The sequence below is a fragment of the Acinetobacter sp. DL27 genome (assembly GCF_055810995.1).
The window spans coordinates 2,935,124-2,947,750 of record NZ_CM147947.1; the positions used below are offsets into that span (position 1 = coordinate 2,935,124).

15 protein-coding genes are annotated in these 12,627 nt (G+C 42.7%); 9 read left to right on the forward strand and 6 right to left on the reverse strand.

What is annotated here, in order from left to right; all coding sequences use genetic code 11:
- The first annotated feature begins 3 nt into the window (after positions 1-3).
- A complete protein-coding gene (locus AC0KVP_RS14120; RefSeq protein WP_473337450.1) occupies positions 4-2,256 on the forward strand; it encodes a PhoX family protein in 2,253 nt (750 codons plus the stop codon).
- A gap of 46 nt (positions 2,257-2,302) precedes the next feature.
- On the opposite strand, the gene AC0KVP_RS14125 is transcribed toward AC0KVP_RS14120, so the two are convergent.
- Complete coding sequence (locus AC0KVP_RS14125) at positions 2,303-3,085, reverse strand: NRDE family protein (protein WP_473337451.1); 783 nt, start codon at positions 3,083-3,085, stop codon at positions 2,303-2,305.
- A gap of 93 nt (positions 3,086-3,178) precedes the next feature.
- On the opposite strand from AC0KVP_RS14125, the gene lgt reads away from it, so the two are divergent.
- From lgt to AC0KVP_RS14140, 3 genes are all read left to right on the forward strand, one after another.
- Positions 3,179-3,991, forward strand: a complete 813-nt coding sequence (lgt, locus tag AC0KVP_RS14130) for a prolipoprotein diacylglyceryl transferase (RefSeq protein ID WP_004979021.1) — start codon at positions 3,179-3,181, stop codon at positions 3,989-3,991.
- Between the two features lie 100 nt (positions 3,992-4,091).
- The gene (locus AC0KVP_RS14135) at positions 4,092-4,475 is read left to right on the forward strand and encodes an AzlD domain-containing protein (protein ID WP_058868896.1); all 384 of its coding nucleotides are present in this window, start codon (positions 4,092-4,094) and stop codon (positions 4,473-4,475) included.
- Positions 4,476-4,478: 3 nt separating this feature from the next.
- Positions 4,479-4,847, forward strand: coding sequence for a hypothetical protein (locus tag AC0KVP_RS14140; RefSeq protein ID WP_473337455.1), 369 nt, complete (start codon positions 4,479-4,481; stop codon positions 4,845-4,847).
- 39 nt (positions 4,848-4,886) lie between these two features.
- On the opposite strand, the gene AC0KVP_RS14145 is transcribed toward AC0KVP_RS14140, so the two are convergent.
- Positions 4,887-5,396, reverse strand: a complete 510-nt coding sequence (locus tag AC0KVP_RS14145; RefSeq protein WP_087011366.1) for a CHAP domain-containing protein — start codon at positions 5,394-5,396, stop codon at positions 4,887-4,889.
- Positions 5,397-5,922: 526 nt separating this feature from the next.
- Between AC0KVP_RS14145 and thyA the strand changes: the two genes are divergently transcribed.
- The 5 genes from thyA (at position 5,923) to msrA (ending at position 9,668) form a co-directional block, all read left to right on the forward strand.
- Positions 5,923-6,765, forward strand: coding sequence for a thymidylate synthase (gene thyA, locus AC0KVP_RS14150; protein ID WP_005400836.1), 843 nt, complete (start codon positions 5,923-5,925; stop codon positions 6,763-6,765).
- Positions 6,766-6,880: 115 nt separating this feature from the next.
- Positions 6,881-7,393, forward strand: a complete 513-nt coding sequence (locus tag AC0KVP_RS14155) for a dihydrofolate reductase (RefSeq protein WP_473337460.1) — start codon at positions 6,881-6,883, stop codon at positions 7,391-7,393.
- Between the two features lie 26 nt (positions 7,394-7,419).
- On the forward strand, positions 7,420-8,472 hold the full coding sequence (locus tag AC0KVP_RS14160) for an Lnb N-terminal periplasmic domain-containing protein (protein ID WP_473337462.1): 1,053 nt from the start codon (positions 7,420-7,422) through the stop codon (positions 8,470-8,472).
- A gap of 95 nt (positions 8,473-8,567) precedes the next feature.
- Entirely contained in the window at positions 8,568-9,026 is a 459-nt protein-coding gene (locus AC0KVP_RS14165; protein ID WP_183173518.1) for an META domain-containing protein, read from the forward strand.
- 114 nt (positions 9,027-9,140) lie between these two features.
- Positions 9,141-9,668, forward strand: coding sequence for a peptide-methionine (S)-S-oxide reductase MsrA (gene msrA / locus AC0KVP_RS14170; protein WP_234965256.1), 528 nt, complete (start codon positions 9,141-9,143; stop codon positions 9,666-9,668).
- 57 nt (positions 9,669-9,725) lie between these two features.
- On the opposite strand, the gene AC0KVP_RS14175 is transcribed toward msrA, so the two are convergent.
- From AC0KVP_RS14175 to purU, 4 genes are all read right to left on the reverse strand, one after another.
- A complete protein-coding gene (locus AC0KVP_RS14175; RefSeq protein ID WP_058868889.1) occupies positions 9,726-10,130 on the reverse strand; it encodes an ExbD/TolR family protein in 405 nt (134 codons plus the stop codon).
- Complete coding sequence (locus tag AC0KVP_RS14180; protein WP_004692475.1) at positions 10,130-10,753, reverse strand: MotA/TolQ/ExbB proton channel family protein; 624 nt, start codon at positions 10,751-10,753, stop codon at positions 10,130-10,132. Before AC0KVP_RS14180 ends, AC0KVP_RS14175 begins: the two co-directional genes overlap by 1 nt.
- A 19-nt stretch (positions 10,754-10,772) precedes the next feature.
- Positions 10,773-11,540, reverse strand: a complete 768-nt coding sequence (locus tag AC0KVP_RS14185) for an energy transducer TonB (RefSeq protein WP_183173516.1) — start codon at positions 11,538-11,540, stop codon at positions 10,773-10,775.
- Between the two features lie 215 nt (positions 11,541-11,755).
- Positions 11,756-12,622 (reverse strand): formyltetrahydrofolate deformylase, encoded by an 867-nt coding sequence (gene purU / locus AC0KVP_RS14190; RefSeq protein WP_004692478.1) that lies wholly within the window; start codon positions 12,620-12,622, stop codon positions 11,756-11,758.
- Positions 12,623-12,627 lie beyond the last annotated feature (5 nt).

A 12,627-nucleotide genomic window follows, 5' to 3' on the forward strand; every position in this document is an offset into this window, starting at 1 on the left:
CTTATGACTGAGCAAATGCCTTTTAACGACGATTATGATAGTAATAATTCGGGGAATGCTGAATTTTCAGAACTGTTTAATAAAAAAATTACACGTCGTGATTTAATCACCAAAACTGCAGGAGGTGCTGCTGCGCTCACATTAGCAGCGTCTTTGACAGGCTGTGGTGATGATGACAATAACGACTCGACACCCACAACACCTGAACCAAGTAAAGAATCAAGCTTAGAATTCAAAGCAGTAAATAAAAACACCTTAAATGAGTTTACAGTGCCTGAAGGCTATGAAGCACGTGTTCTTTATGCACTAGGCGACCCTATCACTTCAGGACTTGAAGAATGGGATGACAGCAAGATTCCAACAGGGGCTTCATTTACTTTACGCTCAGGTGAGTGCCATGACGGCATGACTTTCTTTGGTATGCAAAATAGTACATTTAATGCAACCACATCAGATACTGGTTTGTTGGTGATGAACCACGAATATATCGACAACCCAAATATCCTCCACCCAGCGGGTCATACTCACGGTCTAGGCGAAGACAACATTCAGCTTACAACTGGCTTAATTCCACGCGTTGAAGATGAAGCACTCCGTGAAATTAACTGCCACGGTGTTTCAGTCATTTCAGTGAATAAAAACCCAACGACGCAATCGGTGAACGTAGATAAGTCATCTAATCTCAACCGCCGAATTACAGCTGCAACACCTATGGATATTCGTGGTCCTGTCAAAGGCAATGTTTTGCTACAAAACCGTTTAAGCCCAGAAGGCACCTTTAGCTTTGGTACCATCAATAACTGCGGCAATGGCTACACGCCTTGGGGTACCTATCTTGCAACTGAAGAAAACTTTAACCAGTATTTTTCACGTGATGACGCAAAGCAAGATGCCAATAAAAAAGTAGCACTCGCTCGTTATAAGATCCCCGCAAATAGTAGCTATAAATGGCACACAGCAATTGCTTCAGAAGCTTCGCTTTCAACTGACATTACAAAGCATGGCAAAGTGAACTTAGCAAATGCTCAAGACCTGTATGAACGTTGGTTAGTAAAAGCAACGGATGGAACAGCTCAACAAGACTTCCGCCATTCGGACAACACTTTTGGCTGGATTGTAGAAATTGATCCGTTCAATGGTACTGAACGCCCTGTAAAACGTACGGCTCTCGGTCGCTTTGCGCATGAAGACTGCCGTGCAAGCCGTGCTATTAAAGGCCAACCGCTAGCGTTCTATATGGGTGATGATTCACAAGGTGAATATATCTATAAATTTGTATCGGATACCAACTGGGATCCTACGGATATAAACAAAGGCTACACTGCCGGTGACAAATATATGGATCACGGCAAACTTTATGTGGCTAAGTTCCATTTTGATGAAGCAACGCAGAAAGCAACAGGTGAGTGGATTGAGTTAAATATCTCCAATCCAATCATTTCAGGCTATAGCAAATATAAATTTTCAGATCAGGCTGATGTCTTGGTGAATACCCGTCTTGCAGCAGATGCTGTCGGTGCAACCAAAATGGATCGTCCAGAATGGGTTGCTGTAAACCCTCACAATGGCGAAGTCTATGTGACGTTAACCAATAACTCATCGCGTACTGCTGAAACAACAGATGCAGCAAACCCGCGTAGCTATATCGATCAAAAAGCGGGTAAAGACCAAAAAGGCAACGTCAACGGGCATATTATCCGCTTCCGTGAAGACGCTGACCAAGTAACCGCAAGCAAATTTGTGTGGGACATTTTCTTATTTGGCGCTCAAGCTTTAAATGATGCAGGTCAAGCAAACCCAGAAAACCTATCAAAACTAAATGCAAACAATGACTTCTCTAGTCCTGACGGTATGTGGTTTGACCCACGTGGCGTACTATGGATTCAAACCGACGATGGTGCCTATACAGACCAAACCAACTGTATGATGCTTGCTGCCCTCCCTGGTTCGATTGGAGATGGTAAAACTGAAACCTCAACTGTAGGCAAAAAGACCCCGATGGGTCTCAGCTTAGACGATAAAAAATTACGTCGCTTCCTTACAGGCCCAAGTGGCTGTGAAATTACAGGGGTTACAATGACACCTGACTACAAAGCAATTTTTGTCAATGTGCAACACCCAGGTGGTGTCTGGCCATCCAATCATAGTAATACTGTAAGTGGTGGTAAAGGCACGCGCCCACGTTCAGGAACTGTAGTGATTACACGTAAAGATGGTGGTGAAATTGCAGGCGAAGGTCTAATTCAAGCCAAATAATATTCGTTCACCCATAAAAAATGCCGACCTCATGTCGGCATTTTTTTTATGGTTTAAAAAATACCACCTGTTCTATGATTTCCCCTTTACACTCACCCTGCTGCTGCTTTTCAAGCCAAGACCATTGTTCATGAGTCATGCTCAGGAAGTTAGAACAGCGTGTCCCATAAATCGGACTTTGAATAAAGGTCGAAGATAATAGCTCTTCCATATCCTGACTGATCCCAGTTTGTGGCAACAAGTCTGGAATAATCTTGCGTTCATCCTCCAAAATATCCCAAGCCGTTGTCTCTAATTCACTTTGTAAGATGTGGGATTGTTGCAACATCGGTAGGAACTCTTGGGTAAAGCGCTTACGTAAATGTTTGGTTTTTTCCCAATGTTCCGTCATCAAACCATTCGACACCACATACACGCCTTTCGGAAGAACCTGTGGTGCTTCACCACGATTGCTCATGTAGACCGCCTGATGCCGATCCCCCATAAAAAGATTAAAGCCCGCATAGTCACATTGTTTTTTCTCTAAGTCTTGAGCAAAACGAATCGGGGTTTGTTCAGACTCTAAAAAGGATTGAATTAAATGTCCACGAGACGTTGGATAGCTGGTTTGATCAGTGCCATCGCGAAAGTTGGTTAAAACTGCCCAACGTCCTGTTGGCGTTATACCCATCCATGTGCCGCCAGACTGCAAATCTTGCCCTGCAATAATCGGGCTATTTTCCCACTGCTTTAAATGGCTCGAAGGGCGCTGATAGAACTCATCTCGATTTGAAATCAAACACAATGGCATCTCATCCAAGACCTGCCATGCTATTGCCACAATACACATAAACGATACTCATCATCTTTACACATTGAATGTACAACATTTTTCATCTCTTTCAGCTAAAATCTGTTCAAAACATAATGACTAGGAATATGCATGCTGACCTACCCAAATATTGACCCCGTCGCAATAGCACTTGGCCCTTTACAAGTTCATTGGTACGGACTGATGTATTTATTGGCCTTTTTGTTTGCTTGGGGACTTGCAAGCTACCGCGCAAAAGAACGAGGTTGGACACCAGATATGGTCTCCGATTTGATCTTTTATGGCGCTCTAGGTGTGGTTATTGGTGGTCGTGTCGGTTACGTCTTCTTTTATGGCTTTGAGCAATTCCTTGCCAACCCTATTTGGCTATTCCAAGTCTGGACAGGCGGAATGAGTTTCCACGGCGGCTTCTTGGGTGTAATGCTTGCCATGCTGTTCTGGTGCAAGAAATACAAAATGACTTGGTTCCAAACCCTCGACTTTATTGCGCCATGTGTACCTACAGGGCTCATGTTTGGCCGTATTGGTAACTTCATTGGCGGAGAGCTTTATGGTCGTCCTGTTGCAGACCCAAACTTTGCACTGGGTATGATTTTCCCAACTGACCCGCTACAGCTAATTCGCCATCCTTCTCAACTCTATCAGGCCTTTTTTGAAGGGTTATTGTTGTTCATCGTACTGTGGTGGTTCAGTTCAAAGCCACGCCCACGCATGGCAGTTTCAGCTTTATTCCTGATCGGTTATGGTATGGCCCGCTTCATCGTCGAGTTTTTCCGTGAGCCTGACAACGGGCAACTATTCATCGCATGGATGAGTAAAGGTCAATTCCTCAGTCTGCCAATGATTTTGGTCGGTGCATGGATGATGTGGTATGCCTATCAAAAGAAAATCTATGATTGGGGCCCACAAAAGAATAATGGCTAATCCGATGAGTGGATAAAATATTGGGGGCGTCATTGCCCCCTTTTTTAGGACCAAATTATGCTAAAGTGACATATGTTTGGTTTTTAAATACATCACTCCCATGCTCGAATTTTGGTTTAATCCCTCAATTTCTATTCTTAAAAAATTACTTATTTTTATCGCAATTGCTGTTGTAACAGGTGTGTTGTATTGGATGGAACCCCTGAGCCTCAATGCCATTTTAATGTTCTTGGGTACGGGGATTGTTTTTCTGATTTGTCGTTACTGCAAAATTCACTTTGCGGCCAAAAATCCTACAGGTTTTCTGTATCGTCTACTGACTTGGATTCCGATTGCCCTACTCTTGGCGCTGATTTTTATGAATATTAAAGATGATGAGCTGCTGATTCCAGGTGCACAAGGGATTGGTTTTATGGCGCTGGGGATTTGCCTATTTTCCCCCCTATCTCTTTTGCATAGCAATACTCAGCCTGAGTCCAAATAAACCATGTTGAACTTTTGGTATTCTGAACGCTGTAGCCGTCAAATTAAACTCATCATTTGTATTGCAACTTGCGTGATGATTTTTATGGCAGCACAAGTTCAACAGCTTGGCGCGATTTTTATTGGTTTGAGTCTAGTGATTGGCATTGCAACGCATCTGCTACGCGGTGTGCAATTGAAGATTGCTCAGGACAATCCGTATCGGGAAGGTTTTTCGCGTTTGGTGGTTTTTCTACCCCTAATTGCCCTGATTTGTTTGCTGGGCTATTTACCCGCGCAAGATCAAATTGCACTTGCGCTCCAGTGTATCGGCTTTAGTGGAATTGGTTTATTTTTAGTATCTATTCAGGCACAGCGTGAAAAAAGAATTTAATCGGGATGCTGAGTTGCTCGACATCCCGTCAACATCTGCTTAATCCATTCTATAATAGCTGTAGTTCACATTTTGGTTACGGTAAACCGCATAACCACTTTGTTTAAAATCAGAAACCCAACCATTGCCTGAATAAGCGGCAATATGTCCATAACGGTTCTTTGCAGTACGGTCGATAATATAAATATCGCCTTTTTTAGGCTGATCAAAAGATAAATTGATTTTACGATAACCAATGCTGGTTAAGGTCTTACCCCAATCTGCCGCAGCCACAGGATGACTCTTGAAGCGTGCACCCGCAGACTCTAAGCCAATGCGAATACTTTTAGCACATTTTTGGGTACTGGTTTGACGGGTAATATTTCTTAAGAAACCTGTAAACTTTTCAAGATCCACACGCTGATGGTTACTAATGGCCCTTTCTCGTGCCTGCTTCGAGCTTAAAATATCCGAAGCGGTGACATTTCGCTCTGACTGAGAACGTATTATGATATTGGTTTGCGCAGGCGCATAGACGTCATTCATATTTACGTTTTGATCATAAGGCATACTAAAACCAACTCTCCTCCCAATCATTAGGGGTGTGCAACATTTCGAGTTCGAAATACTAACCGCTCAGCATTGAACTTTCATGTCGTAAATGTAATATTTTTTTTCAAAATGCAACACAACCTTTCTAAAGTTTTCTTTTCTCTGTACTTTTTGAAACCTAAATTAACTAAAAAATTTAATCTTCATCTAAGCTCTCATTAACCTCAAGTCCAAATTTTTCACCATTGGCTAATGAAGTCCTTAAATATGGAGTGGATTGCCCATCTAAACGGCTGCTTATTTAGATCCAATACAACTCAATCATTCCCGTTTAAATCCTGCACAAAACCACTTTGATCTGGTTTACTGTCATAGCCGTCACATAACTTTTATATGATTAATCATATCGCCAGACTTACTAATCTCGGGTGCGCAATAAGGCACAATTCAGTATAATCATCCGCAGATTTTGTAATTTAGAGTGGAAAGAACAGCCCCTTATTTTAAGAGATCTGTTCCCCCGAAGTGTTTATTTGAGAGTTTTATGAAAACGTATTTAGACCTGCTACAACACATCCTCGATCACGGCGGTGATAAAGGCGACCGTACTGGTACAGGTACGCGCTCGGTATTTGGTCATCAAATGCGCTTTGATCTTTCTCAAGGCTTCCCTTTATTAACCACTAAAAAAGTTCACTTTCGTTCAATCGTGATTGAACTGTTGTGGTTTTTAAAAGGCGATACCAATGTACAATATTTACAAGACAACAAAGTCAGCATTTGGGACGAATGGTCAACTGCAGAACAAACTGCGCGTTTTGGTCGCCCAGAAGGTGAACTGGGGCCGGTGTATGGTCATCAATGGCGTAATTTCGGTGCAACTAAAAAAGCCGACGGTTTGTATGAAAAAGATGGTTTTGACCAAATTGCTTGGTTAGTCAATGAAATTAAAACCAATCCAAACTCACGCCGTCTGATTGTATCGGGTTGGAATCCACAAGAAGCTGGGCAAGTCGCCCTTCCTCCGTGCCACACCCTCTTCCAGTTCTTTGTTCATAACGGCAAACTGTCTTGTCAGCTCTATCAACGCAGTGCCGATGTTTTTCTAGGTGTGCCTTTCAATATTGCCAGTTATGCGCTACTCACCCATATGATCGCGCAAGTCTGCGGTTTAGGTGTGGGTGACTTTGTTTGGACGGGTGGTGATACGCATTTATATGCCAACCATTTTGAGCAAGCGAAGCTTCAGTTAAGCCGTGAACCTTTAGGGCTGTGCCAACTGAAACTCAATCCTGCGGTTAAAGATATTTTCGACTTTAAATTTGAAGATATCGAAATCGTGGGTTATGAATCACATCCCGGGATTAAAGCACCTGTCGCTGTTTAAAGCAGATAAAGCCGAATTCAATCTCGCCTTGAATTAGCGGGATTGAGGTTTACTAATAGATACTCATCCTCTCCTTGAGGAAGAGTGGAAATATGACCCAACATTTGAGCGCGTTATGGCCTTTCAAAACTTAGAAGTTGTACATGTAGTCGCAATGGATCAGCAACGCTGTATTGGTAAAGGCAATGACCTACCTTGGCATATTTCAGCCGATCTGAAACACTTCAAAGCCATCACCCAAGGTGGTGTGGTCATTATGGGGCGTAAAACGCTGGAATCGATGGGCCGTACATTACCCAAGCGTGTCAATTGGGTCATTACTCGCGACACTTCTTGGGCTTTTGAAGACACAAAGGTGGCTTACAGCATCGAAGAAGCTTTAGCGCAAGCTGTTGCCGATGTTCAAGCTTCAGAAAAACCCGACAGTATTTTTATCATTGGTGGCGGTGAAATTTTTAAACAGACCATCAACATTGCGGACCGTTTAGAACTCACGCATGTTGAACTCGATGTGCAAGGTGATGCGCATTACCCTGCCATTCCAACAACATTTAAAAAAGTCGCATCAGAACAACATATTGATGACAAAACTGGAATTGCTTTTGAGTTCGCAACCTATCAAAAATAAAGCATATTCTTTTTGCTAAAAGCACGATGCGCAACATGATCAAAATAGAATTTTGGCGGACACTGGGCTTTGGATTACTCCACACCCTGTTTAGTATTTTTGTCTTGTTCAGTTCAATTTGGCTGTGTTTTGCATTGTGGATTCAAGAGCCTTTGGGCTGGTTGGTCAGCCGTATTTTTATTGGGATCTGGATTGCTTTTGCGCTCAGCATTTTAGGCATCTATATCACCCAAAGCTTTTTTGGTCGTCGCCTCGATATCATCCTTTATCTCCTTGGTTTTTTATTGGCGTTGTCTTGGTATTTTAGTTTAGATGCACGTCAAGACCGCGACTGGCAACCTGAAGTAGCAAAAATCTTGCATTATGAAAAACAAGGCGACAATGTCACCCTTCATAATGTCCGTAATTTCACATGGCACCCAGACGGCTCCTATACTGAACATTGGGATACCCGCTCTTTCGATCTAAATCAAATCACTGGGGTCAATATCATTACCTCATACTGGATGGGGCCGCAAATCGCACATACCTTGGTTAGTTTTGATTTTGCCAATACTGCACCGCTGACTTTTTCCATTGAAATTCGCAAAGAGAAGAATGAAGAATTTTCAGCGATTGGTGGTTTTTTCAGAAAATATGAGCTGAGTTTAGTCGCCTCAGACGAACATGATATTGTCTATACCCGTAGCAATATTCGTCATGAACAAGTCTATTTCTTTCCTGTTCGCCTCGGACAGGCTGAAAGTAAAGCACTGTTTGTAGAGTATTTACATAAGGCAGACGAGCTCGCCAAGCATCCTAAGTGGTATAACACCCTTACCAGTAATTGCACCACATTGGTGTTTGATATGGTTCAAGCCGTTTCACATGACGCTTTACCAACCGACTATCGTATTTTAGCTTCAGGTTATTTACCGAACTATCTGTATGACTTAGGCGCAATTAGTCCACAGTGGGATATGAAAACATGGTATCAAAAAGCCTATATCAACCCACGTGTAAGCAAACAAACAGCTTTAACCAGTCCTGAGTATTCACAGCTCATTCGTCAGGGTTTACCCGTTGACCAAACACGCTAAGGTCTGCAACGAAAAGCTGCAAGTTAAAACTGGCAATCAACGACAAAATTTGCTTTGATAGTTCAGACGATACATCAAAATAAGAGTCTGATCCCATGTTAAAAAAACTGATTGCAAGCAGTCTTTTAGCGAGTAGCTTAATCATGACTGGTTGCCAAACGACACCACCGCCATCCGACACCATTGAAATGACCAACATTCAACAGCTTCAGCAACGGACTTGGATTTTGACGCAAATGGGCAATACCGAAATTAAAACAGCACCCAATGAACGTAATATTCCAAGCCTTAAGTTTTCAGCTGATAACCGCATCAGTGGTGCAGATGGCTGTAACCGCATTATGGGCAGCTATACCGTAGGACGCGATACGCTCACCTTGAGCCAGCTCGCAACCACCCGAATGGCCTGTATCAATAACAGTACTGTTCCGCAACAGTTCCAAGAAGCGCTGGCAAAAGTGACACATTACCAAGTGTTTGGTAAAACTCTGAAACTACTCGATCGACATGGCAACTTGCTGCTACAGTTTGGCTCTGCCATTCAACCACGTTAAATTATTTCTATAAAAAGCCTGTAATCACAGGCTTTTTTAATCTGTAGCAGACAACATTGTACTTAACCAATCTGCCCTTATATAAACAGATATAAACACAATTAGGATTTTAAAATGCAACAAGCACTCTTTGGTGGTGGATGTTTTTGGTGTGTAGAAGCGGTTTATTTAGAGCTTCAGGGCATACATAAAGTGACCAGTGGTTATGCAGGTGGAGATACCGACAACCCAACGTATGAAGACATTTGTCGTGGCGATACCAACCACGCCGAAGTTATTTTAATTGATTTTGATGAAACTCAAATCAGCTATGCTCAGCTGCTCGATGTGTTTTTTGCCACTCATGATCCTACGACACTCAACCGTCAAGGCAATGATGTCGGCACCCAGTATCGTTCAGTCATTTATTATTTTAATGATGCGCAGCGTGCTGACGCAGAGCAAGCGATTAACGACTTAAAGGCAGAAGGTCTCGAGATTGTGACCGAACTCAGTCCTGTACCAACGTTCTATTCGGCTGAAGACTATCACCAGAACTTTTACGCTCGTAATCCTTCTCAAGGCTATTGCAACTTTGCCATTCCGCCAAAACTGATGAAGCTGCGCTCTAAGTTTCAGGCTTTATTGAAAGACAGCAAATAACTCAATAATTCACAATAAAAAAAGCGACTTCAAGAGTCGCTTTTTTTTAACATCAACTTAGTTGTCGCTTACGAAAGCAATATCCGCCAGTCCAGCTTCACTCGCACGAGACATCACTTGTGCGACCATATCGTAACGAGATTCTTTATCTGCACGAAGTTGAACCGTTGGCTTGGTTTCCAACTCACCCGCTTCATTAAAACGCGTTTGTAGTTCTTCCAAGCTAATCACTTGATTATCCCAAGCCACTTCGCCATTTGCATTAATGCTTACCGTAATGGCTTTAGGTGGAGGATCTACAATATCAGCTGTCGTTTTTGGTAAAGTTAATGGAATTGATGGGTTGGCAACGGTCGCTGTCACCAAGAAGATGATCATCAAAACCAGCATAATATCGATCAGCGGAATGAGGTTCATCTCATTCATGCCAGCATCGTTATCGTCACCCAATTGAAAAGCCATTAAGCTTGACCTCCAACTAAACCTTGTTGAGTCGCTTTACTTTCTACTGCCGCAGGTGCTGAGTCTTGTTGCAACATGGTATCAATGAGCAAGCCGTGTGCTTGGTCTTGAAGCTCATGTGCCAAAGTACGGTTTACACGCGCACAGATGTTATACGCTAACACCGCAGGAATCGCGACAGCCAAACCTAAACCCGTCATGATCAGTGCTTCACCTACAGGAGTTGCAACTTGCGCTAAGCCCGCTTGACCACTTTTGCCAACAGCAACAAGGGCATGGAAAATCCCCCATACTGTACCGAACAAACCCACGAACGGTGCAAGCGATGCAATCGTACCTAGAACTGAAACACCTTTCTCAGCATTCGCTTTTTCAGCAGAAATTTGACGAAGGAGTGCTTGTTCTGCAACTGCTTTACGTTGTTCAAAGTTCAATACAGCAAACTTTGATTTTAACTTAGCTAAAGCTTGCGAAAGTTGAGCATAAGCTTGTTGTTTCAATTGACGTGTACCCATGATACGTAAAACAAAGATGGTCCACGTTGCAATCGACATTGCCAACAAGATGAAATACAGTGTTTTACTGACTGCATCAGCATGTTGCCAATAAACTGAAAAGTTCATACTCGAACTCCTGATAAAGTTAGCGTTTTGTATTCAATTCTAAATCAAATGGTTGCTCAGCCCGAATTGGATAAGCCACACCATTTTCTTTATAAGGTTTAAATTTAGCGCCTTTGACAGCTCTTAAAATCTTTTCATCTAAAGCAGGCACACCACTTGAGCGCGTAATACGGGCATTCACAATCGACCCTTTTTCATTCGCCTCAATCAGCACCACTACTCGACGGTTTTCACCTTGTAAATCTTGATTACTATAAACTGGTTTTGGAGAGCGGCTCCATTGCACACCTGAACCCCCAATCGACACCGACTTAGGTGAAGTATCAGCTGGTGCAGCCTGAGTAACAGGTTTCGCTTGCTCTGGTTGCACGACAGGTTTTTCGACTTTTTTCTCTGTAATCGTCGTGGTGACTGTCGGTTTTACTGGAGTTTCGGTTGGTTTAACAACCGGTTTAACCACTTCTGCCTTTTTAACTTGTTGAACCTTTTCTACCTTTTTCGGTGGGGTCGGTTGTGGTTTTTCCACAATCTTCACTTCCTTCGGCTTAGTCGGTTCCTTTTTCGGTTCTTCCTTCGGCTTAGGCGGTAGCGGTTTTGGTGGTTCTTGAATTTTAACGAAGCGAACCTTCAAGGGTTCTTTTTCAATCGGTTTGAGTTCAGGAGCTTTCATGTGGTTCACTGCCCACAATACGCCCATATGGCCCACGACAACCGCGATCAAAGCAACAAGAACTTTCTTTTTCATCGGGTTGGGAGTCTGCATAGGAGAAATAACTGTTGAACTCATTAAAATCGGTGACCTAATTTAAGCGGAGTGGCCACTGGGTTGGTTTCCACTATAACGCTTATCGGTTAGTACAATAAAGTAGCGCAATGATAAATGAGAAGTGTTTTCATTTGCAACTATTAATTTGTCACTTTTTATGGTTTTTTCTAATCATACCCAAACAAAAAAGGCATACTTAATGTATGCCTTTTTAAATCGTGCTTGCAACCCATTTTTTATTGGAAAACGACTGTTTTGTTACCATCAACAATAATACGGTCTTCTAAGTGCCACTTCACTGCACGTGCCAAGACATTACGTTCAACATCCTGACCCAATTCACGTAATTGATCAACCGTAAAGTCATGGTTCACACGCTCTACATCTTGCTCAATGATCGGACCTTGATCCAGATCCGCAGTGACATAGTGCGCGGTTGCGCCAATAAGTTTTACACCTTTTTCATGCGCTTGCTTGTATGGGTTTGCACCAACAAAAGCCGGTAGAAATGAATGGTGAATGTTGATCACTTTCATTTCCCACTTTTCGACAAATGCTTCATCTAGAATTTGCATATAACGCGCAAGTACCAATAAGTCATTACCCTGCATTAATTCATCAATTTCAGCATAAGCTTCGCGTTTGTTGTCCTTCGTTACAGGGACAACTTCAAACGGAATGCCAAAGTTCTCAACCGCTTCACGTAAAGTTTCGTGGTTAGAAATCACTTTAGTAATTTCGCATGGTAAACCGCCACGCGCATGACGCCATAACAGCTCAAGTAAGGCATGGTCTACTTTAGACACTAGAATCCCGACTTTTTTCACATCACTGACCAGCGCCAAACGCCATTGCATTTCATAACGCTCTGCTACATTTGCAGCAAAAGTTTGAGTGATGCTTTCTTTACGAGACTGTAAATTGTCTAGTTCAAACTCAACACGCATAAAGTAACGTCCGCCCTGAGCTTCAGTCGCGTATTGATCAAGCGCAGTAATATTCGCGCCTTGATGATACAAAAAGCTCGATACAGCTTGCACGATCCCTGGCTTATCTTCACAAGTAATCAGTAAACGTGCCGTGTTAGCAGTTGTCATATTCATGTCAG

What these genes read in the sequence shown, in the direction of transcription:
- AC0KVP_RS14160 (WP_473337462.1), top strand. Translation starts at nt 7,420, where the DNA reads ATGCGCAACATGATCAAAATAGAATTTTGGCGGACACTGGGCTTTGGA.
- thyA (WP_005400836.1), top strand. Translation starts at nt 5,923, where the DNA reads ATGAAAACGTATTTAGACCTGCTACAACACATCCTCGATCACGGCGGT.
- AC0KVP_RS14125 (WP_473337451.1), bottom strand. Translation starts at nt 3,085, where the DNA reads ATGTGTATTGTGGCAATAGCATGGCAGGTCTTGGATGAGATGCCATTG.
- AC0KVP_RS14165 (WP_183173518.1), top strand. Translation starts at nt 8,568, where the DNA reads ATGTTAAAAAAACTGATTGCAAGCAGTCTTTTAGCGAGTAGCTTAATC.
- AC0KVP_RS14175 (WP_058868889.1), bottom strand. Translation starts at nt 10,130, where the DNA reads ATGGCTTTTCAATTGGGTGACGATAACGATGCTGGCATGAATGAGATG.
- AC0KVP_RS14185 (WP_183173516.1), bottom strand. Translation starts at nt 11,540, where the DNA reads ATGAGTTCAACAGTTATTTCTCCTATGCAGACTCCCAACCCGATGAAA.
- AC0KVP_RS14155 (WP_473337460.1), top strand. Translation starts at nt 6,881, where the DNA reads ATGGCCTTTCAAAACTTAGAAGTTGTACATGTAGTCGCAATGGATCAG.
- AC0KVP_RS14180 (WP_004692475.1), bottom strand. Translation starts at nt 10,753, where the DNA reads ATGAACTTTTCAGTTTATTGGCAACATGCTGATGCAGTCAGTAAAACA.
- AC0KVP_RS14145 (WP_087011366.1), bottom strand. Translation starts at nt 5,396, where the DNA reads ATGCCTTATGATCAAAACGTAAATATGAATGACGTCTATGCGCCTGCG.
- msrA (WP_234965256.1), top strand. Translation starts at nt 9,141, where the DNA reads ATGCAACAAGCACTCTTTGGTGGTGGATGTTTTTGGTGTGTAGAAGCG.
- AC0KVP_RS14120 (WP_473337450.1), top strand. Translation starts at nt 4, where the DNA reads ATGACTGAGCAAATGCCTTTTAACGACGATTATGATAGTAATAATTCG.
- AC0KVP_RS14140 (WP_473337455.1), top strand. Translation starts at nt 4,479, where the DNA reads ATGTTGAACTTTTGGTATTCTGAACGCTGTAGCCGTCAAATTAAACTC.
- purU (WP_004692478.1), bottom strand. Translation starts at nt 12,622, where the DNA reads ATGAATATGACAACTGCTAACACGGCACGTTTACTGATTACTTGTGAA.
- lgt (WP_004979021.1), top strand. Translation starts at nt 3,179, where the DNA reads ATGCTGACCTACCCAAATATTGACCCCGTCGCAATAGCACTTGGCCCT.
- AC0KVP_RS14135 (WP_058868896.1), top strand. Translation starts at nt 4,092, where the DNA reads ATGCTCGAATTTTGGTTTAATCCCTCAATTTCTATTCTTAAAAAATTA.